The 18,840-nt window shown below is 55.1% G+C and carries 23 protein-coding genes; 11 read left to right on the forward strand and 12 right to left on the reverse strand.

All coding sequences use genetic code 11. The features are described from left to right. Positions 1 to 44 precede the first annotated feature (44 nt). Entirely contained in the window at positions 45 to 875 is an 831-nt protein-coding gene (locus tag VK738_17960) for a hypothetical protein (GenBank protein ID HTD24549.1), read from the forward strand. Between the two features lie 103 nt (positions 876 to 978). On the opposite strand, the gene VK738_17965 is transcribed toward VK738_17960, so the two are convergent. From VK738_17965 to VK738_17975, 3 genes are all read right to left on the reverse strand, one after another. Further along, complete coding sequence (locus VK738_17965; GenBank protein ID HTD24550.1) at positions 979 to 1,494, reverse strand: energy transducer TonB; 516 nt, start codon at positions 1,492 to 1,494, stop codon at positions 979 to 981. A gap of 15 nt (positions 1,495 to 1,509) precedes the next feature. After that, the gene (locus VK738_17970) at positions 1,510 to 2,076 is read right to left on the reverse strand and encodes a hypothetical protein (GenBank protein HTD24551.1); all 567 of its coding nucleotides are present in this window, start codon (positions 2,074 to 2,076) and stop codon (positions 1,510 to 1,512) included. Between the two features lie 84 nt (positions 2,077 to 2,160). Then, on the reverse strand, positions 2,161 to 2,466 hold the full coding sequence (locus tag VK738_17975) for a DUF3592 domain-containing protein (GenBank protein HTD24552.1): 306 nt from the start codon (positions 2,464 to 2,466) through the stop codon (positions 2,161 to 2,163). 88 nt (positions 2,467 to 2,554) lie between these two features. Here VK738_17975 and VK738_17980 point away from each other — a divergent pair, with 88 nt between their 5' ends. After that, on the forward strand, positions 2,555 to 2,875 hold the full coding sequence (locus tag VK738_17980; GenBank protein HTD24553.1) for a YqcC family protein: 321 nt from the start codon (positions 2,555 to 2,557) through the stop codon (positions 2,873 to 2,875). 98 nt (positions 2,876 to 2,973) lie between these two features. Here the strand turns inward: VK738_17980 and VK738_17985 are convergent, their stop codons facing one another. Beyond that, positions 2,974 to 3,681, reverse strand: a complete 708-nt coding sequence (locus tag VK738_17985) for a PEGA domain-containing protein (protein HTD24554.1) — start codon at positions 3,679 to 3,681, stop codon at positions 2,974 to 2,976. 259 nt (positions 3,682 to 3,940) lie between these two features. Between VK738_17985 and VK738_17990 the strand changes: the two genes are divergently transcribed. Beyond that, positions 3,941 to 4,387, forward strand: coding sequence for a VOC family protein (locus VK738_17990; protein HTD24555.1), 447 nt, complete (start codon positions 3,941 to 3,943; stop codon positions 4,385 to 4,387). 106 nt (positions 4,388 to 4,493) lie between these two features. Here the strand turns inward: VK738_17990 and mscL are convergent, their stop codons facing one another. From mscL to VK738_18005, 3 genes are all read right to left on the reverse strand, one after another. After that, positions 4,494 to 4,901, reverse strand: a complete 408-nt coding sequence (mscL, locus tag VK738_17995) for a large conductance mechanosensitive channel protein MscL (GenBank protein HTD24556.1) — start codon at positions 4,899 to 4,901, stop codon at positions 4,494 to 4,496. A gap of 254 nt (positions 4,902 to 5,155) precedes the next feature. After that, positions 5,156 to 5,509, reverse strand: a complete 354-nt coding sequence (locus VK738_18000; protein ID HTD24557.1) for an STAS domain-containing protein — start codon at positions 5,507 to 5,509, stop codon at positions 5,156 to 5,158. A gap of 224 nt (positions 5,510 to 5,733) precedes the next feature. Next, positions 5,734 to 6,765, reverse strand: coding sequence for a hypothetical protein (locus tag VK738_18005; protein HTD24558.1), 1,032 nt, complete (start codon positions 6,763 to 6,765; stop codon positions 5,734 to 5,736). A gap of 240 nt (positions 6,766 to 7,005) precedes the next feature. Between VK738_18005 and VK738_18010 the strand changes: the two genes are divergently transcribed. Next, positions 7,006 to 7,968, forward strand: a complete 963-nt coding sequence (locus VK738_18010) for a hypothetical protein (GenBank protein HTD24559.1) — start codon at positions 7,006 to 7,008, stop codon at positions 7,966 to 7,968. A 78-nt stretch (positions 7,969 to 8,046) separates the two neighbouring features. On the opposite strand, the gene VK738_18015 is transcribed toward VK738_18010, so the two are convergent. From VK738_18015 to VK738_18035, 5 genes are all read right to left on the reverse strand, one after another. Beyond that, positions 8,047 to 8,634, reverse strand: a complete 588-nt coding sequence (locus VK738_18015) for a hypothetical protein (protein HTD24560.1) — start codon at positions 8,632 to 8,634, stop codon at positions 8,047 to 8,049. 151 nt (positions 8,635 to 8,785) lie between these two features. Then, positions 8,786 to 9,154 carry a nuclear transport factor 2 family protein gene (locus tag VK738_18020; GenBank protein HTD24561.1) on the reverse strand — a complete coding sequence of 123 codons (369 nt, stop codon included), beginning with the start codon at positions 9,152 to 9,154 and terminating at the stop codon, positions 8,786 to 8,788. A 143-nt stretch (positions 9,155 to 9,297) separates the two neighbouring features. Continuing rightward, the gene (locus tag VK738_18025; protein ID HTD24562.1) at positions 9,298 to 9,912 is read right to left on the reverse strand and encodes a hypothetical protein; all 615 of its coding nucleotides are present in this window, start codon (positions 9,910 to 9,912) and stop codon (positions 9,298 to 9,300) included. Positions 9,913 to 9,960: 48 nt separating this feature from the next. Continuing rightward, the gene (locus VK738_18030; GenBank protein HTD24563.1) at positions 9,961 to 10,662 is read right to left on the reverse strand and encodes a hypothetical protein; all 702 of its coding nucleotides are present in this window, start codon (positions 10,660 to 10,662) and stop codon (positions 9,961 to 9,963) included. A gap of 103 nt (positions 10,663 to 10,765) precedes the next feature. Further along, positions 10,766 to 10,930, reverse strand: a complete 165-nt coding sequence (locus VK738_18035; protein ID HTD24564.1) for a hypothetical protein — start codon at positions 10,928 to 10,930, stop codon at positions 10,766 to 10,768. A 288-nt stretch (positions 10,931 to 11,218) separates the two neighbouring features. Here VK738_18035 and uvrA point away from each other — a divergent pair, with 288 nt between their 5' ends. From uvrA to mtnA, 7 genes are all read left to right on the forward strand, one after another. Further along, complete coding sequence (gene uvrA / locus VK738_18040; GenBank protein ID HTD24565.1) at positions 11,219 to 14,026, forward strand: excinuclease ABC subunit UvrA; 2,808 nt, start codon at positions 11,219 to 11,221, stop codon at positions 14,024 to 14,026. A gap of 135 nt (positions 14,027 to 14,161) precedes the next feature. Next, positions 14,162 to 15,097 (forward strand): type II CAAX endopeptidase family protein, encoded by a 936-nt coding sequence (locus tag VK738_18045; protein ID HTD24566.1) that lies wholly within the window; start codon positions 14,162 to 14,164, stop codon positions 15,095 to 15,097. Between the two features lie 217 nt (positions 15,098 to 15,314). Continuing rightward, a complete protein-coding gene (gene pyrE, locus VK738_18050; GenBank protein HTD24567.1) occupies positions 15,315 to 16,037 on the forward strand; it encodes an orotate phosphoribosyltransferase in 723 nt (240 codons plus the stop codon). A gap of 476 nt (positions 16,038 to 16,513) precedes the next feature. Next, positions 16,514 to 17,104, forward strand: a complete 591-nt coding sequence (locus VK738_18055) for a PadR family transcriptional regulator (protein ID HTD24568.1) — start codon at positions 16,514 to 16,516, stop codon at positions 17,102 to 17,104. Further along, entirely contained in the window at positions 17,101 to 17,772 is a 672-nt protein-coding gene (locus VK738_18060) for a DUF2306 domain-containing protein (protein HTD24569.1), read from the forward strand. Before VK738_18055 ends, VK738_18060 begins: the two co-directional genes overlap by 4 nt. 61 nt (positions 17,773 to 17,833) lie before the next feature. Continuing rightward, on the forward strand, positions 17,834 to 17,995 hold the full coding sequence (locus VK738_18065; GenBank protein ID HTD24570.1) for a hypothetical protein: 162 nt from the start codon (positions 17,834 to 17,836) through the stop codon (positions 17,993 to 17,995). Positions 17,996 to 18,040: 45 nt separating this feature from the next. Continuing rightward, positions 18,041 to 18,840, forward strand: an 800-nt coding sequence (mtnA, locus tag VK738_18070) for an S-methyl-5-thioribose-1-phosphate isomerase (protein HTD24571.1), incomplete at its 3' end; no start/stop codon positions are given.

The following is an 18,840-nucleotide window of genomic DNA, read 5'->3' on the forward strand; positions in this document are numbered from 1 at the left end:
TCGCGGTCCAAATTTCAAGGAGAAGGTCCATTTTTGTGAAAAATATGAAAACCAAACTCTGTAGTTTATTTGCATGTTTTATGCTGCTCTCGCCGGCGCTTGTGCTGGCGCAAGGGCCAGGAAATAATATCCAAACCGTGGTTCCTGATGGGAGAGAAGAGTCAGACTCGATCCCGGTGGGCACGGCCACCACTTACCTGTTTTCGGCGCAGGCCGGCCACTCGTATTCGGTGGAGCAAAGCCGGGGAATGAGCAGGCCCATCATCCCCATGATGGTGTTTGGCGGCTGCCCGGGCAGCTCTGCGAATGACACGTCCACGATGGCCCCGGAGGTGACGCTCAATATTGGCTTTCCACAGCAGCGGCAAAGGATAGCATTTACCTGTCCGGGACCGGTATTTCCCCCGCCATCGCCAAATTATGCCCAGGCCATGATTCCAAACTTTAACGGTGGCGCGGCTTATAACTTCAGCATCAGTGTGACGGATACGACCCTGTTCAGCGAGAAATGGAAAGCCACCAGCAACGCCGACACTTTTTGGACCTTCACCAACTCCAGCTCGGCCCCAGTCCATGTTGGCCTGATTCTGCTGGATGCATTCGGGAACCAACTTGGGCAAAATCCCCCGATCACCATTAACCCCGGCGCAACGTTTTCCATTGATACCACGCAGATGCCGCAACTGCCGCGCAACCCTCCGGGCGGAGGTCCCTTTAGCCTCACCGGCTCGGCCCTGGCAAGTGAAGATGGGCCCCCGGGAGCCATCCGGGCTACGGAGGTCATCGTGACCACAGCAGGTGGGCCATGTCCTAGTCCGACCTGTGTTACCACGAGCGAGACGGTGAAGTTCGCGACCAAGATCCAGTCCCGCTAGAAATACATAGCTGAAAACATGGGCGGCCTCAGCGCCGCCCATGACCCTCCCACGGATTTTTGAAAAGCAACCCGTGAAATCTGTGGTAAGTTTTTGTTTTAATTCAAGGTGCTTCGATTACATCGTACTTCAGGCCGTGCTCGTTCACGCTATAGCGAATAGCGATTCTTCCACAGAACTTCTTTGCGACTCCGCGCAACCTATAAGGCTGAAACTTCCACTGCTTGACGGAATCAATGGCCGACTGGATGATGAGCGGATGTCCTGAGACCATTTGTATGCAGGTTACGCTGCCCACGGTGTCAACCTCGATTGCCAATACGACGGTCCCCTCCAGGCGTACCATGTCTCCGCGCGGGGCTTCCATGGGTTCCGTCTTGCGTAGCAGGGCCTTTACCTGGCGTGGCGACAGCCGTTCGACGCCGGATTCGCAACATCCGGGCGCCGGCTTCTGCGCTTTGGCCGCGAGTAACGTGGAAGCAAGAACCAGCACCAGGCCGCAGCGAAATAACATGTTTATCCCATTCAAATTGACCACCACCGGAGCAGCCAATGTTCCCAGTTGCCAGGTTTTCAGCTCGCTGCGCTCGCGGGTTGACGCATTGGTTGATCGGATCATGGAATATTTGAAGAGCTAGTGGAGATAAATGGGTGCAGTCCTCGTAACCGGTTGTTCCAAATAGTCAGTGTCATAGATGGTCGCGTTGCGGAAGCTGGGGTCTGTTGCTGCATGGAGAGCGTCATCGGTCAGCCACACGGGCTCATGAGTTCGCACCTGATGAAAGCGCACGATGGGATTGTCATACTGCGTGTAGTAAACACGAAAGCGGCGCTCCGGATAGTCAAGCTTGAGTTTGATGGCCCACATCTTGGCCATCGTTGACCCAATCTCGCAGGCAGCGACGAAGTCAGGGTGGGTGTGATCGTAGCTCTCCTCCACCGCGTCAAGAGATTCGGAGACAGATTCGCGATTCTCGGAGGTTGCGCCGTTTTGGAATTCATCAAGCACGTGGGTATGGTTGATAAAAGACTCGGTTTCGGTTTTGCCGCCAGGAAGCTCTTCCACATCGCCGTAACACTGGAAGGCAGCAAAGATGCATCCGTTAACTTCGATAAAGTCAGGCCAGAAGAGCTGCAGGAGCTGCTTTGCCGTCTGAACCGAAACCTGCTTCTGTAGGCGTGGCCCTGGTATTTGGGACAAGGTCTCCTCCGTGCATGACGAATGTGGGTACAAATCAGCATACTGCGATCACGCTGGATTTGCACCAGAGCCGTGCATCGACACTCAGATGCTTTGCTCAAACAAAACTGAAACTTCAGGTTTGTCGGGGCAGTAGTGGACGACAATTTTGCGTCCTTTCGGAAAGGGCGCCAGGAAGTCGTAGGCTTCGTCTTCAGAGAAGAACAGATGTTGGAAGTAGCCGGAATAGTACTCGCCCCGGGCAGAGTAGAAATAACTGATTTCGGCCATATATACATCCCGGGTACGAACGTGGACTTCCGCGCTGTGGACCTCGCCCGTCGCTGAGGGCCAGTCGGCGCTCGCATCATTTTCTTCTTCGGATTGGAAAAGCCAGTCAGAGAGTCCCATGACCGTACCTTTTTTACAGGCTAGTGTAGTCCATTGTCGTCAGAACAAAAACTTACAGGGGATTCACAGATGCTGCTAGATTGAAACCATGCACCCGACACGGCTTCAGCAAAATGTCGCCCGCTACGCCGATGACATTGAGGCTGAGATGCGGCGAATCGGCTTCTGGCAGAGCGAACCTCTGCGGCCCGAGCAACTGGAATTTACCCAGGCCTTTGCCATGGACACTATGACCTACGCGCAGTGGCTGCAGTTCATCTTTCTGCCGCGCGTGCGGGAGGCGGTCGCGTCTAATCAGTTCCCCTCGAGCAGCAGCGTCGGTACGCAGGCTGTCCGCGAGTTCGACGGCGCTCCTGATGCAGACCGTTTGATTACGCTGCTCTCGGAATTCGATGGGCTGTTTGAGTAAGAGCAATCAGCATTCAGCGGTCGGCACTCAGCCAAAACGAAACGCAAAAGCATACCGCGGATTTCACGGATTGCGCGGATTTGAAAGGCTGGTCTCAACTACTGCTCTTTTTCCAAGGCGGCTTTGAGTTGTACTTCGGAGCCGGCAAGGACGGAGAGCTCTCTGCTCCAGGCTTTGTAGCCAGTTTGAGAGACCTTTACCGTGTGCTTTCCGCTCGACATCCGCAAAGTAGCGGGAGCGTTACCGACGAAGGCGTCATCCACGTAGACCTCAGCGCCCTCTGGAGTCGAGTTCACCATCACGCTGCCCTTGTCATCATTGACAGGCGGCGCGGCCGGAGCTGCGGGCTTGGTCAGTGTAGGCTCGGGCGGAACGGCCTTGGGTTCGGGAGTGGAGATTGCGCCCACAGGCGAGCGGACATCCGACTTCTGCTTCACTTCGCCGGCAAGCTCTTCAGTTACCTGGTCATAAAACTTGTCGGCCATGCGGTCGCCAGCGCCCCAGGAAAAGCCGCCACTATCCTTATTTTGGACGTTGATAATGAGCGTGGCTTTGTTTTCACCTTCGGGTTCGACAGAAGCATTGGCCACGAAGCCCTTCGATGTGAATGACCGTCCGGTCTCGAAGGTGAACATCAGCATCTTCTCATTGACGTAGGTCACCACGTGGCGCTCGCGCGCGGTGCGCAAAGCAGCGGTAAAAAGCTCATCGGTAGAGTTATTGAAGGTCTTTTTCTTGGGCTTGGCAAAAGCGGAAAGAGGAAGCAACAATGCCACGAGCACTGCTAAAGCGAATGCCTTTTTCATAGGATTCGTTTCCTTATTTTAGGATGATGCTTGTCATGAATGTGATGAGGATGGTTCTAAAAAAGTTGCCCACGATTAAAATTGAATGGACTTGGTGATTGGAGGCAGAGATGGCAGTAACCACCATTGACATCGTTTCCTCTGCTGATTATCGTATCGTTACTTCTCGAAATTCAAAGAAAGGCCATCATGCACCGCCAGGTTTGCCTGAGACCTTTTGCGAGAAACCAAAGATTCCTATCACGAGGAGAAACCTTACATGCGAAGAGTAACTGGATTGGGCGGGGTCTTTTTCAAGGCGAACGATCCCAACAAACTATATGAGTGGTATGAAAAGCATCTCGGGCTCAAACGGGAACAGGGCAGCGTTAACTTCAAGTGGCGCGGCGCCGAAGATGCGAAGGAAGAGGGGATGACGGTTTGGGCGCTGTTTCCCAAAGACACCAAATACTTCGATCCCAGCCGCGCCAGCCTCATGATCAACTACCGGGTGGATGACCTCGACGCGTTGCTTGAGGCCCTGCGCAAAGAGGGCGTCACAATTGACGAGAAGCGCGAAGACTACGACTACGGCCGCTTTGCCTGGATCATGGATCCGGAGGGCAATCGCATTGAGCTGTGGGAGCCGCCGAAGAAGAAAGCTCCAAGCTCCAAGTCGAAAGCTACGAAGAGCCGGCGGACAAAAAAATCTCGTAAAACCTCTTGAACTCGTTTTCTCTCACAGAATCGATGAGTCTGCAAAAACCCAGGCTCCTCGACTACGCTGCACTTCGCTCGGGATGACAAGGCGGGCATTTGAGTGAAATTCAATATCACGCCGACAGCGATGAAGTGCAGAAGGCGCACTTGCGGGCCTGGATGGGGATTTCACTCAGGCATTCGGGGCATTTCTTGGTCGTGGGATCGGGTGGAATCTCGCCGCGCTTGAGCCGCGCCAGAAAAGTGTTCATGGGAACCACTATAAAGAAGTACACCGCGATGGCGACCAGCACAAAGGAGATCAAAGCATTGAGAAATGTGCCATAGAGAATTTTGCTGCCGTTGATGGTAAATGAGAAGGCAGAAAAATCAGGCTTGCCGGCAATGGCGGCGATCATCGGCGTAAGAATATTACCCACAAACGAGGTCACTACAGCCCCAAAAGCCGCGCCTATGACCACGGCAACGGCCAAATCCACGACGTTGCCGCGAACGAGAAACTTCTTGAATCCTGCGAGCATGGTTCATCCTCCCTGGGTTGAACATTGTATTTCGGAATGAGGACGTGCGAAGGAAAATTGAGTCATCCACGGCAAGCCGGGACAGGTTGGGTCATTGGGTCATCGGGTGAGTGAAGACAACAGAGAAAATTGGGCTTGTCGCGTTTCTCTAAAGGCTATACCTAATGACCATAAAAAATTGGGCCTGTCGTTTAACAGGCCCAAGAGGAGATGAGTAGTAGGGGAAAAGAGGAGATGAGTGGGGGAGAAACTTGCTAGGCTGCGCTTGCAGCCGAAGCTGGTTTGAGCGCCGGTTCCTGGTCGGCGGCCACGATCTCAAAGACACGCTCCAGCCTGGTGAGCCGCAATAGTTCACGCACATACTTGCTGGGGTTCAGCAAGCGCACACACACTCCGGCGCGGCGCGCCCACCTTACCAATCCTACGAGCGCACCCAGCCCGCTGGCATCAATCGAGTCAACGCCTGTGAGATCCACGATCAAGCGTTGCGCGCCATGCTTTTCTCCCGCGTGCAACAGCATCGTGCTGGGCTCACCGTGAACCAAAGCACCTTTACAGCGAAGAATAATTGCGCCGGTAGTACGTTCGGATTCGATACGGAATAACATAAGTGCCTCTCTCAATATGATTGCTACTAAATACTAAGACGTATTTGGCGGCAAAAAGTTCCCAAGTAATATCATTTTTTTGTAAATTTTTGTGAAAAGGGAAGAATTCACGATTTTCGATTTACGAATTACGATTTATGAAAGTCGAGACTAGTTTCACAATTGACATGAGTAAAGGGCTTGGGAAATCAGAAATCGTAAATCAGAAATCGAAAATCAAGCTCCTATTGAATGTTTTTCATATCCAGCATGGTGCCGTAGTCCTGGCCGTTGGGAGCAACGGCGCGCGCGACGATTCCGGCGAAGGTCTCACGGTATTCGGGATACTTAGCGGCGATGGTCTTAATGACGTTGGTATTTTCCTGGAAGGTTTGCGCTGTGTTGGAAACATCGGGCAGGGAATACTTTACGACCAGGTCCATGCCATTGTCTGCCGCGACAGAGAAAATATCGGTGACCTTGTAAGTTTTGCCGTTAGCGGCAATGAGGTTTACGGGGCCATTCAACGGCAGATCCGATGGGAGGGATTGCTGCGCCTCTTTATCAAGCTTGATGAGAGGGGTGAAGATGATGAAGCTGACCGGCATCACCAGCTCGCGCGCTTCCTGATAATAGAACCATGCGTTGTGGATCTCGCCTTTGGCTTTAAATTCACGCGCCTTGGTGAGGTACCAGGAGGCATCATGACCCTGAAGCTGGCTGGGTTTGGGAGGAGGGAATCCGGCGAGCTTCCAGGCAGCGCCTTCCTGCTGCAATATAAAGGAGAGCAGGTATGGTCCCTTGGGGGTCTTTACATCTTCAATGACAAGTCCATATTTACCCGCGGGAAGACTATCCAGCGTGAAGCTGACGAACTGCGGAGTACCCCAGATGCCACAAAGAAATTGGGCGTGATCGAGCACGGGCGTGCTGCCGGTGGCATCGAGCAGATAGGTCGCACGCACACTGGCTTGCCCACCGACGAAAGCCGTCTTGCTGTCATTCACCAAAGCCTCAGCCCCGGAAAAATTCGAAGCCACAGAAGCAATGGCATTCTGCCGCAAAGCAGCAGCATCGCCGCGGATAACTGCGTCGCCAAATTGGAGCGCGGTGTGCTCGAGGGCGGAGCGAGTGGAGGCGTCCATGTCGGTGACCGTAGAGCAAACCTCGGCGGAGGCGAGAGAGGCGAATAGCACGAGCGAGGCAAAGGTCAAGCCGGCAAGAGAAAAAACACGGAGGAGCCGGGAAACGGCAGATTTACTGATCATGAACTTCATAGGATGCATCTTATAACTCAAATGCCTGCGATAAAAGCTGCTTTTGCATAGATGCTTTTTAATAACGGGCAGATGTCAAGGATAAACTCTCTGCGAATGTGCAATTTTCGTACAATGTCCGGTCGCGGGGGTGCAGCGGCAATATTTAAGGAAAAACCGCTCTTGGGTAGTGCTACAATTTCAGCTTGCCGGCGGAGGACCGCGGCGTTTCTCATGTCTTATTCGCCCAGCAAGTTACGAGTGTATTTAACCTTACTAGCGCTGGCTGCAACGGCAACGTTGCCCGCCTACGCACGGCGAAACCGGTTCAATACCACCAACCCCAATCCGGAAAACCAGACGCAAATCAGCAGCCAACCGGTTCCTTCAAGCGGAGCAGTGCAATATCAAGGAGGATATGTTCCCTCCAGCGCTCCTCCGGACGCCAGAATCCAGATTCAGCCGCCTCCAAGAGCGCAACAATATGCTCTCCCGAGTGGGCCTGGGGCGTACATAGCGCCTGCTCCTGGTGCTGCCGGAAATCCGAACCCGTACCGGGTCAGCGCGATCACACCTCCGCCAAGCACCACTACTCCGGCAGCGCAGACTACGCAGTCGTATGTGGCCGCAGACTATCCGCCAAAGCCGCCGCGGGTGAGTTTTCGCAATGGGCAATTAAGTATCAGTGCAGAGAATTCCACACTGCCCGATATCCTTTCGGCGATCCATCAGAGAACGGGCGCAGCCATGGAGTTGCCCAGTACGATCAGCAACGAGCGTGTGGCCGTGAAACTCGGGCCCGCCACTACGGGCGAGGTCATGGCGGCATTGCTGAACGGCTCGCACTTCGATTACATCGTCTTGAACCGCCCGGAAGATCCGAGTTCGCCAGAGCGCATCATCCTGCGGGAGAAAATTGCGGCCGATCCCAACGCTCCCAATAATAACAATGGCTACAATAATGGTTATGTAGCCAGCGCGCAGCCACCTTCGTACCAGCCTCCTGAAGTTCAAGAGGTGCCAGAGACCGTGCCGGATGAAGAAGTCCCGGAGGCGCAGCCGCAGCCAAGGATCCCTACCTCACCAGGTGGGGATGAAGGCAATCCCAAGACGCCGGAACAGTTGCTGGAAGAGCTAAGACAGATGCAGCAGCAACGAGGACAGCCTCCGCAACAAATGCAACCACAGCAGCCGCCTTTGGGAGATAACGGGGAACCGCAGTAAAGCAGTACTCAGTAATCGGTACTCAGTACTCAGAAGCGAACCAGAGAAACAGTCGTCAGTCCTCAGGTTGAGCCACTATCATCGGAGATTGGTGGCGGGAGGCGACATGTCAGGTACCTGCACGGAGACGGGCACGTTCCACTCGAATGAAACGTTCAAAGTATGATTGGCGTTTTCGATCGTGCGCGGGAGATGATCGAGCTCGCCGATGCAGGTGCTGTAGCTGCCCATCCGGCCTTTTTCACTTAGTGCAGTGACCTTCCACATGCGGCAGGTGACGCCGTTTATCTTTTGTTCATCGCCTTCCACAATGTTGCCGTGGTCAATATCGTTCTGGATGGAAAGGCGCATCTCCTCGGCACCGGCGTTCGGAGCTGACTTGGGCTGCGTAGGATCGCTTAAACAGGGCTGCGGGGTGGGGAGAGCAACGAACAGGTCGGGGCCGGGCATGCCTTTCACCCAGGGAAGGTTGTTCTGACGATAGTACACATCGTCTCCGATGCGGGTGAATTCAGCGGTGCCGTCTGGCGAGTACTCCGCGATATGCTGCCGGTCTGGGCACACGGCTTCTTCGTTCCGGCTCATGATAAAGCGGCCGTTGACGCCGATCTGCATGCTCATCTTCCAACTGTTCACGGTCTGCAACGCGTACAGTTCCTTTTTCAATTCGCTTTGGCCTGCACTTGGGCGCAAAAATAAAAAGAGCATGAGCAACAGCAACACGCCGATGAGCGTGAGATAAATACCTCTTTGGGAAATGCGCGGCCTCCAGAGGGAGCAGTATATAGGATTTAAATTCGGAACAAATAACCCATTCTTAGAGTCCCAGGGTGACATAGTGGGCGGAAGACCTGACCACCTTGCCACCGGCCCCGAACTCGAAATACTCCGATGCATTACTGCCATCGTGACGGCGATAGTGAATGATGAGGGAGTCTACACCGGAGAGAACTGCCAGCAACTCGAAATGAAGGTCTGGGCGAAGCGCCAAGCCCTTGGACCAATACGCTTCAATGGATGCCTTGCCCTTCAACCTGCCTGACGACTCGCCCATGAGCTTGATGATGAAGGGCGAGGAAAACTCGAATTCTTCAGAGTAATGAGAAAGGATCCGGTTCAGATCGTGGCTGTTCCAAGCATCGATCCATTCAGCCGCAAAGGCCTGGGCAAGTGCGTGTTCGATCATGGGCTCTAACTCCATATTTAGTTTAGAGATAAAGCGGTGCAGGAACAAGACGAGGTGGATTGTCCTCCAAGTGTTCTCGCTCGCAAACAAAGGAGATGGCTTCGAGTCCCTGGCTTCTCGTTCTGGCGCTTCTGGTCCTAGTCTTAGAATCTGTTGGGTGGCGCCAAGGGAGGTGTTTCGATCAGGATGGGCTTGTTCCAATCCGAATAGGTAATCACCAGCGAGCGGTCTGGTGCAGCCACTTCCAAGGGCAGGTCCTGTTCATCTATGCAGACCACGAACGAATCACGCCAACCGGTCGACGCCGGGACGCTGGCCGTCCAATCGCGGCAGAGATCGCCATTCACGCGGCGAGTGTCACCGCGATGGATGCGCCCTGATTGCAAGACTACATCCATAGTGCCCAGGAAATCATCCATGCCGCGAGGACCCCAGGTGCAAGGAGAAGAAATCATGCGTTCGGAAACACCGGCGAGCATCCAATCGGAACCCTTACGCATATAGCTGCCGTTGATTGTGTCAATGGTTTCGCTTTCCTGCGGTGGCTGGCCGTAACTTGTACTGGTTTGCCAGGTGTGCACACTCGAAGGACAGTACACCTCCATGTGCGCATCGTTGGAGCGATCAGGCTCGTTCATTACACGATGCGAGCGCCAACTTTGGGCGAGGCGCAAGGCATGATCCATCTTGCGGAACTCATCAGGTCCCTGGCTGGAATGAAGGTAGATAGCCACGGAGATTAGCAGCAGAAGAAGCATCGCCGCACCAGCTCCGAGTCTGCGTTTTAGCTCCCACTGCATCATGACTCAATAATAAGAGCGCAGCGGAGGAGGTTCCGGCGGAGGAGGCATCTCAGGCTCCAAGACTGTAATAGGCTGGTTCCATTTGGAGTAGTGCGTTACAGAATCAGGAGCTCCCGCAATGCGGATTTCACGGGGAAGATCATCATCCCCGTTGATGCACAAGGTCATTACCTGAGGCGGCCCGAAGCGAGCTGGAATCTCCCACCTCCAGTCGCGGCAGCTCTCACCCGCTACCATGCGTTTATCACCTTTTTCCGACTTACCTATCATGAGAATGTCATGTACGGAGTCGAGCAGAGGCGGGTGAACCAGGCAGTTATTGCCGCCGCGACGTCCATGCTCGCTGCGTTTCCAGTCCTTGCCCGTGGTCCGTTCGTAGTAGGCCGTGGGCAGCTCTACGGTTTCCCAATCTGTGCTGGGCGCGCCGTTGTGCATATCTACATGTATTACCTGGCGAAAGGTGTTGGGACAAACAACCTCCTGGAGGGTGCTTTCGTCGTGATCAGGGCTGGGTGACTGGCTCTCCATGCGCCAGCTTGTCGCTTTCTGCAGGGCCACTTGCGTACGCTTGAGTTGTCGCTCGGCAGCGCTGGGCAACAAATAAAGATAAAGCAATAGCCCAATGACAGGAAGGTATCCAAAACGAACAAGTATGTATTTCAGCACTTGTTTGCCACGCTCCAAATAGGGAATGCCCACAAGCATAGCAAAGCGGCTGGGAGAAAGAAATTACGATTTTTCCTGGAATGTTACTTTAGTTTAGAAGCCATTTTGGACTTGGCGGTCTCGGCAGCTCTGAAAATGTGCTTTAGTCGCCGCTGGAAGTGGCGTGAACCTGTGCGCGAACGGGCTCCGGATCGGAAGCAGGACGGCGGTCCATAAGCTTTAAAAGAGCGCAGATGGCCAAATAGCCGGAGAGAATTCCAAAGAAAAAGGCGGAGGCCACGGTGAGAATAAGGGCCGTGAATGTCATGAACGTAAGCAATATGTCCTCAAGCTAAGATGTTGACGATGAAGCTGCTGTTGTGGCTCAATCCTGTATGCTTCCAGCAGTACACACAATATGCTTTTTACCTTAAAACTCCACTGCCTTGAGTGCATGTCCTAAGGTAATGGAAGCAAAGCCGACCTTTACTCTACCGCGCATTGACGGGTTTCAGTGTTAACAAATAAGATACTGCTGTACCCTCGCATTCTTAACCCGGCGGGGGTGTCTGAGGGGGGTACCCCGCTCCGTCAGAAGAAAAAGACCCGTTGTAGGATGGCCATCAATAAGATCACGGTCCGTGGAGCCCGGCAGCATAACCTGAAGAACGTCCACGTGGAAATTCCGCGGAACAGCCTGACGGTGATCACGGGATTGAGCGGTTCAGGCAAGTCGTCCCTGGCGTTTGACACGATCTACGCCGAAGGACAGCGCCGCTACGTTGAGACGCTCTCTGCCTACGCCCGCCAGTTTCTCGACCAGATGGAGCGGCCGGACGTGGACTCGATTGACGGACTCTCGCCTGCCATTTCCATCGAACAAAAGACCACATCGCGCAGTCCGCGCTCGACGGTTGGGACCATCACCGAAATCTACGATTACCTGCGCGTGCTGTATTCCAGCATCGGCGTACCGCACTGCCCGCAGTGTGGGCGCGCCATCAGCCGGCAGTCCGCTGAGCAGATTGTGCAGCGCGTGATGGCGCTGAAACCGGAAGAGCGGGTGATGATCCTGGCGCCGATTGTGCGCGGACGTAAAGGTGAGTTCAAGAAGGAGATGGAAAAGCTGGCGCAGCACGGCTTCACCCGCGCCCGGATTGATGGCGAACTGCTCAACCTGGAAGACGAGATCGCACTCGACAAACGCAAGAACCACACCATTGAAGTGGTGATAGACCGGCTATTGGTCAAAACGGGAATCGAAAAGCGGCTGGAGAATTCTGTGACCCTGGCGATGAAGCTGACCGGGGGACTGGTGCAGGTCTCGGTGGTGGGCGGGGAAGAGCAGCTTTATTCGGCGAAGCTGGCATGTCCGACGTGCGGCATCAACGTACCACAACTGGAGCCGCGCTCGTTTTCCTTCAACAGCGTGTACGGAGCTTGTCCGGAGTGCAACGGACTGGGCAGCAAATATGATTTCGATCCGGCAAAGGTGATTACCGATTGGTCGAAGCCGCTGTTTGACGGCGGACTGGGGCCGGGATCAGGCTCGGCAACACTGCAAAACATGCTGCAAATTCTGGCTGTGGCCCATGGTTTTGATCTGGCAACTCCGTTTGAGAAGCTGCCGGTAAAGACGCAGAGTCTTATCCTCTATGGGGAATCGCAGAATGGCACCGGTACCACGGGTAAGAAGAAGAAGACGGGGTTCCGGGGGGTACTCGGATTCCTGAAGCAGAACCTGGAAGAGGCCACATCAGATAGCTATCGCGAGTGGCTGCTGAATTATATGTCGGCCACAAAATGCCAGGTTTGCAAAGGAAGACGCCTGAGGCCGGAGAGCCTGGCCGTGAAAGTCAATAAGATGTCCATCGCGGATTTTGTCGCACTCTCGGTTACGCGCGCCGTTGAAGCAATCTCGGCCTTGAAATTAAACGAGCGCGAAAAGGCCATCGCGGGGAGGGTGGTGCGCGAGGTCCAGGAGCGGCTGGAGTTTTTGCACGCTGTGGGGCTGGGGTATATCTCGCTCGAGCGTTCGGCGGCGACGCTTTCCGGAGGCGAAGGGCAGCGCATACGGCTGGCAACCCAGATCGGTTCACGATTGCGCGGCGTGCTCTACGTTCTGGATGAGCCTTCCATCGGCCTGCATTCACGGGATAATGACCGCCTGCTGCGCTCGCTGGAAGCGTTGCGTGATCTGGGGAACACGGTGCTGGTGGTCGAGCACGATGAAGAGACCATCCGGCGGGCCGATTACGTGATTGACCTTGGTCCGGGGGCGGGACGGCATGGCGGCGAGCTGGTCGCTGCCGGCAAACCCGCAGAGATCGCCCGCGTGCCCGGGTCGCTGACCGGTCAGTATATTGCCGGCAAGGTGAAGATTGCATCGCGTCCTGCGCGCCGGCAGCCGAACGGGAAGGCCATCACCGTCGTAGGCGCACACGAGAACAACTTGCGCAACCTGGATGTGGCTTTTCCCCTGGGGGTGATGACGGTGGTGACAGGGGTTTCCGGTTCGGGCAAATCAACCTTGGTCAACGACATTCTGTATCGCGCCCTGGCGCGGCAGCTCTACCGTTCGCGCGAAGAGCCCGGCGAGCACAAGGCAATTTCTGGGGCGGAAAACATAGATAAGGTCATCCAGATTGACCAATCGCCGATTGGGCGCACGCCACGCTCGAATCCGGCAACCTATACCGGGGTATTTACGCAGATCCGCGAGCTCTACGCCATGCTGCCGGAGTCACGCGAACGGGGATACAAGGCCGGACGCTTCTCGTTCAACGTCAGCGGAGGACGCTGCGAGGCCTGCCAGGGCGAAGGGCAGCGGCGCATTGAGATGAATTTTCTGCCTGACGTGTACGTGGTTTGCGAAGTCTGCGGAGGAAAGCGCTACAACCACGAAACGCTGCAGGTGCGTTTCAAGGGATGCTCGATTGCCGATCTGCTGGAGACACCGGTTTCAGACGCGATTCCCATTCTGGAAAACGTGCCGCAAGTGCACCAGAGATTGCAGACGCTGGAAGACGTGGGGCTGGGGTATATCCAATTAGGACAATCGGCGACGACGCTTTCGGGCGGCGAGGCGCAGCGCATCAAACTGGCGCGGGAGTTGAGCAAGCGGCAAACTGGAAAAACCCTGTACCTGCTGGATGAGCCCACGACCGGGCTGCACTTCGATGATGTGCGCAAGCTGCTGGATGTGCTGCACCGTCTTACCGATCTGGGCAACACCATCATTATTATTGAGCATAATATGGATGTGATCCGCAGCGCGGACTGGATCATTGATCTTGGCCCCGAGGGCGGCGAGCAAGGCGGGCATCTGGTAGCACAGGGAACACCCGAGCAGGTGGCGCGCGTCAAGAAGAGTTATACGGGACAGGCACTGGCCGGGAAGTCAGAAGTCGGAAGTAAGAAGTAAAAAGATTGGGTTATCCACGGCAGGCCGGGACAGTTTGGGTCATTGAGTCATCGGGTCATTGGGTAACTGTAAAATCGGGTTTGGAACCACTCAATAGCGCCGCTCAATAGAATTTAAGCAAAAGATCTCTGAATTATGTCTACGCCGCTCAATCCGTTGCCGCCAGAGCAACTGGAGCTTCCGCAGGAACTTGCGCCCCAGCAGACTATGGGTACTCCAGGAACTGGTCTTCAACCTGATCTTCAATCGGGTCTTCCCTCTGGAGTTGGTTCTGGGGGTTTTTTCGGGGCGGCTGCTCGAGCGAGGAGAGAAGACCCTGCATGGACAATTTGGGACGTGCTGCTGCTGGTAGTCATTTTCGTTGTGATGACGTTTATCGCGATACCTATAACCGAAGTAGTGGTGGGAGCATCGCATCTTTTTGGGTACAGCCTGAATCAGATCCTCCATAACAGGAAAGAGCTGGACAGATTTTGGAGCGACCTGCGTATCATTTTGCCGGTGCAGTTGTTGATTTATGCTTTCCTGCTGTTTGTGATGGTCAGGCTGGTTCGCGCCCGTGCCCGGGTCGAGCAAGGGTTTTTTGTCAACCTGCGCTGGCGGTGGCCGCGCGACATCTGGCCCGGTTTCTTGTTGGGGGGAACAATTCTGGCGATTGCGGTGCAATGGATCTCAGCCCGGCTCCCTGTTCCTCCGTCGCTGCCGATTGACCAGTATTTTCAAACGCCAACCTACGCCTACCTGATGGCCGGCTTCGGCATCCTGGTAGCTCCCTTCATCGAAGAGCTGTTCTTCCGGGGGTTCCTGTATCCCGCTTTGGCGCGCCCCTTGGGGGTGGCGGCCGCGGTTATTTTGACCTCCGTGCCTTTTACGCTGATGCATGGCTTGCAACTCAGCTTTGCCTGGGCTCCGATGCTGATGTTGCTGATAGTTGGAGTTGCGCTTGGCCTCGTGCGCGCCCGCACCAAGTCGCTCGCGCCCAGCGTGCTGGTTCACATAGGCTATAACACCACCATATTTGCAATGATTTTCATCGACACAGGCGGGTTCAAGCATTTGGAGAAGATGTGAGAGAGGCTGTTGGCAGTTGCCGGCAGCCAGTTTTCACGATTAAATTGCGGAGGGCGCAGAGCGGCTCTGAAGCCTGAAATCAAGCTGAGCTGCCACTTCTGGCTGTGGCTGAGCTTGGTACCCGATATGGCTTCTCGAACCCAAGTGTGCAAGTAAGTAGCCAGAATGCTATAGAATCTGAGGGGATGTCCTGTTATCTTTTTATCTTTAACAGTTTATGAATGACGCACGCGAATCTTTGCTGCACGCGCTCGCCGAAAAATCGTTCCAGTTGGGGGAATTCAAGCTCTCAGGCGGGGGCACCAGCGACTACTACATTGACTGCCGCACCACTACGCTGGATGCTGAAGGGGCGCGTCTGGCTGCGAAGGTCTTTTATGACGAGATGCACGAGAGCGGCCTGAAACCGGAAGCGGTGGGCGGAATGACGATAGGCGCAGACCCAATTGTCACCGGTATTGCCATTTTAAGCGCGCAGAGAATCCAGGGGCGCACGACCGACAGCAGCCTGGATAAGGCGGGACGAAGACTCATTCACGGCTTTATCGTGCGCAAAGCAGAAAAAGAGCACGGCACAGGGCAACGGATTGAAGGCTTCCGCAGAAAAGGAGCCAGGGTCTTTATCGTGGATGACGTGTGCACCAGCGGCAGATCCATCATACAAGCCATCGAGGCGGCCCGGGAGTTCGGCTTCGACGTCGTCGGCGCAATGTGCCTGGTGGAGCGGGAAGAGGCCAACGGACGCGGCGCCGTGGAAAGAGCCGCCGATCCGGCGCCCTTCGTAACCATTTTTACAGCCAATGACGTGCGCGAAAAACACCTGCATATCCGGCAGCAGGAAGAAGACCCACTTTTAGGGTTGGGAGAAGTTTGCGAGCTATGCGGCCGTCCCGCGGTCACCGTTCTGCCGAACCGGCGTTGCGCTGCGCACGAGAAATAATTGGTTCATTGAATCATTGAGTCATTTCCCAACAATCGTGGCAAATCAAAACATGAGTATCCCTAGCTTTTCTCTTATTGGCCGATAGTGGGTCAGTTTCCGGGTAGTCCGTGATCCGGGCACAATCCCGAAAAGCCCCGCTAGACTAGTCGGCTGCGAAGCAGGTCACTTCTACGTGTACACGACTACTACGGCCAAATGGTTTCTCGGATCGACGACCGCCCCACCTTTTATGCAAGCGCGTTTTTCAGGTCCAATCCTCAGCGGTGCCGCGCGGGACTGCTCGCGACAGCTAGCGACAGTCCTGGCGAGCGCTAGCCATCTCTTGGAGCTCGTTGGCGGCCGTTCTGTGAGCCGGGTAATCGATTCTCTGTCCAGCCACCAGAAAGGAGCTATCTTCCTGGCAGTCGGTGACCAGCGCGGTACAAGCACAATAACGCTTGACACTATCTGTCTGAGATATATCATGAAGATATATGAAACGCTCGGTCGCCCACTCACTCCTTGGCATCCTTTCCCTCCGAGCCATGTCCGGTTACGACATCCGAAAGTTCGTCAAAGAAAATATTGGTTATTTCTGGAAAGAAAGCTATGGGCAGATCTACCCCATGCTCAAGCGCATGGCTGCAGAGGACCTGGTGGATGTGCGCGTCGAACGCAAGAGTGGCAAGCCCGATCGCCAGGTCTACTCACTCACTCGGACCGGGCACTCGGAGCTTGAGAGGTGGCTCGGCCGGCCCCCGGTACCACCGTCCCCCCGGAACGAGCTTCTTCTCAAGCTCTTCTTTGGCCGCCTGGCCAAATCACAGGACATGGTCCGCCATGTCAAGGAATTTCGCCGCCACCACGAAGGGCTGTTGCAACAATATTCCCGTGTCGAGAAATGGCTGAATCGTGAGCATGCAAACCATCCTGGCCTGCCTTATTGGCTCATGACGCTGGACTACGGCAAGCGATATTCGCGCATGGCGCTCGCTTGGAGCGAAACAACATTGCCCGCCCTCGAGCGTGCCGACAAAAGGCGGGAAGGACCCACACCGAAACAAGAAGGAGGTAAGAGGCCATGAATACCTGGTTTCCGTATGTCCGCATTTTGCACATCGCCTGCGGCATGATTGCTCTCTTCGTAGCGCCAGTAGCAATGTTGACGCTCAAGGGAGGTCTGGTGCATCGCCGTTGGGGAAAGATTTACTTCTGGACGATGGCTGTCGTTGCCACGACCGCAATGATCATGGCCGTCTACCGGCCCATCGTCTTTCTGGCACTGCTCGCCATCTTCAGCTTCTATTTCGCCTTTCGCGGTTACCGAAGCATTCTGCGAAAACGCCAGAGTGCTGAGGTTATGGATTGGATCGGCGCGCTGCTCACCTTGGCGGGGAGTCTCAGCCTAGTCGCACTGGCGATTCATCCTCTTAGGGGTCAATTCCTGCCTGCTCCAGCGGTTTCATTCGCGTTCGGCCTAATCGGTGTCTTGATCTCAGGAAGCGACATATGGCGATTCCTCCGGCCACCGGCCGACCGAAATGCGTGGTGGTACAGCCACATGGGTGGGATGCTCGGATCCTACATCGCTACGGTGTCCGCATTTTCTGCCGTGAATTTTCACTTTCTGCCGGTCGTCATTCGCTGGCTGTGGCCTTCGGCAATCGGCATTCCAGGAATTTTTCTTTGGATTGGATATTACCGCAAGAAATTCACTCGCAGCCCAAGCAAGGTTGCTGCGAAAGAGCTCTAGAAAAATGTTGGCGGTCCAAATTACAGCTTATTCATCGCGGTTGGCTGACAAGGAAGAAATTATGCAGAACTCGAACACAGATGGCGAACATGTATGGAATGGCGGACAGATTGTCGCGTGGGTGCTGCTGCTCTTTTTCTTGATCTTTCTGTGTTTGCTGCCCTTCCTCATCGGAGGTGTAGGCGTATGGTCGGCAATTCGGAAACGGACGCGCTCCTATTAGCGAAAGCCCGTCATGATCCCGTAAATGTTCTAAAATCAAAGATTCATGATAAAGACCTTGGAATGGACAGAGGCGGGCGTACGTTTTATTGATCAGACCAAGCTGCCCACGGAAGAAGTCTACGTCACCTGCAGCGACTACGAACAGGTAGCCGACGCGATCCGCACCATGATCGTGCGTGGCGCGCCGGCCATCGGAGTGGCCGCGGCGATGGGGGTCGCACTGGGAGTGCAGAACAGCTCTGCCCGCGACCATGCCGGTCTGCGCCAGGAGCTGGACGAAATCAGCAAAGTCATAGCGGCCACGCGGCCGACAGCGGTCAACTTGTTTTGGGCCATCGAACGCATGCAGCGCAAGTTTGATGCTTTGCAGAGCCTCAGCATTCCAGAGATCAAGCAGGCGCTGGTCGAAGAAGCGCAACGCATGTATGTAGAAGATATTGCCGCCAATCAGGCCATGGGCCAGCATGGCGCGACCCTGATGCCGGCCAGCGGAGGCGTATTGACCCACTGCAATGCCGGTGCTCTGGCGACCTGCGGTTATGGCACGGCGCTAGGGGTGATCCGCGCGGCGGTGGAGGCGGGGAAGAAGATTCACGTCTTTGCCGATGAGACCCGGCCATTCCTGCAAGGCTCGCGTTTGACTGCATGGGAGCTGAATAAAGACGGCATTCCGACGACGGTCATCTCCGACAACATGGCGGGCGCGATGATGCGGCAGGGCAGGATCGGTGCTGTCGTAGTCGGGGCCGACCGCATTGCCGCCAATGGCGATGTAGCCAACAAGATTGGAACTTATACGGTTGCAGTGCTGGCAAAAGAGCATGGGATTCCGTTCTATGTGGC

The organism is Terriglobales bacterium (genome assembly GCA_035487355.1).
Classification (GTDB): Bacteria; Acidobacteriota; Terriglobia; order Terriglobales; family Acidobacteriaceae; genus QIAW01.

Coding starts and splice junctions, on each gene's coding strand:
- VK738_17960 (HTD24549.1), top strand. CDS start 45: ATGAAAACCAAACTCTGTAGTTTATTTGCATGTTTTATGCTGCTCTCG.
- VK738_17965 (HTD24550.1), bottom strand. CDS start 1,494: ATGATCCGATCAACCAATGCGTCAACCCGCGAGCGCAGCGAGCTGAAA.
- VK738_17975 (HTD24552.1), bottom strand. CDS start 2,466: ATGGGACTCTCTGACTGGCTTTTCCAATCCGAAGAAGAAAATGATGCG.
- VK738_17980 (HTD24553.1), top strand. CDS start 2,555: ATGCACCCGACACGGCTTCAGCAAAATGTCGCCCGCTACGCCGATGAC.
- VK738_17985 (HTD24554.1), bottom strand. CDS start 3,681: ATGAAAAAGGCATTCGCTTTAGCAGTGCTCGTGGCATTGTTGCTTCCT.
- VK738_17990 (HTD24555.1), top strand. CDS start 3,941: ATGCGAAGAGTAACTGGATTGGGCGGGGTCTTTTTCAAGGCGAACGAT.
- mscL (HTD24556.1), bottom strand. CDS start 4,901: ATGCTCGCAGGATTCAAGAAGTTTCTCGTTCGCGGCAACGTCGTGGAT.
- VK738_18000 (HTD24557.1), bottom strand. CDS start 5,509: ATGTTATTCCGTATCGAATCCGAACGTACTACCGGCGCAATTATTCTT.
- VK738_18005 (HTD24558.1), bottom strand. CDS start 6,765: ATGAAGTTCATGATCAGTAAATCTGCCGTTTCCCGGCTCCTCCGTGTT.
- VK738_18020 (HTD24561.1), bottom strand. CDS start 9,154: ATGATCGAACACGCACTTGCCCAGGCCTTTGCGGCTGAATGGATCGAT.
- VK738_18025 (HTD24562.1), bottom strand. CDS start 9,912: ATGCTTCTTCTGCTGCTAATCTCCGTGGCTATCTACCTTCATTCCAGC.
- VK738_18030 (HTD24563.1), bottom strand. CDS start 10,662: ATGCTTGTGGGCATTCCCTATTTGGAGCGTGGCAAACAAGTGCTGAAA.
- VK738_18035 (HTD24564.1), bottom strand. CDS start 10,930: ATGACATTCACGGCCCTTATTCTCACCGTGGCCTCCGCCTTTTTCTTT.
- uvrA (HTD24565.1), top strand. CDS start 11,219: ATGGCCATCAATAAGATCACGGTCCGTGGAGCCCGGCAGCATAACCTG.
- VK738_18045 (HTD24566.1), top strand. CDS start 14,162: ATGTCTACGCCGCTCAATCCGTTGCCGCCAGAGCAACTGGAGCTTCCG.
- pyrE (HTD24567.1), top strand. CDS start 15,315: ATGAATGACGCACGCGAATCTTTGCTGCACGCGCTCGCCGAAAAATCG.
- VK738_18055 (HTD24568.1), top strand. CDS start 16,514: ATGAAACGCTCGGTCGCCCACTCACTCCTTGGCATCCTTTCCCTCCGA.
- VK738_18060 (HTD24569.1), top strand. CDS start 17,101: ATGAATACCTGGTTTCCGTATGTCCGCATTTTGCACATCGCCTGCGGC.
- VK738_18065 (HTD24570.1), top strand. CDS start 17,834: ATGCAGAACTCGAACACAGATGGCGAACATGTATGGAATGGCGGACAG.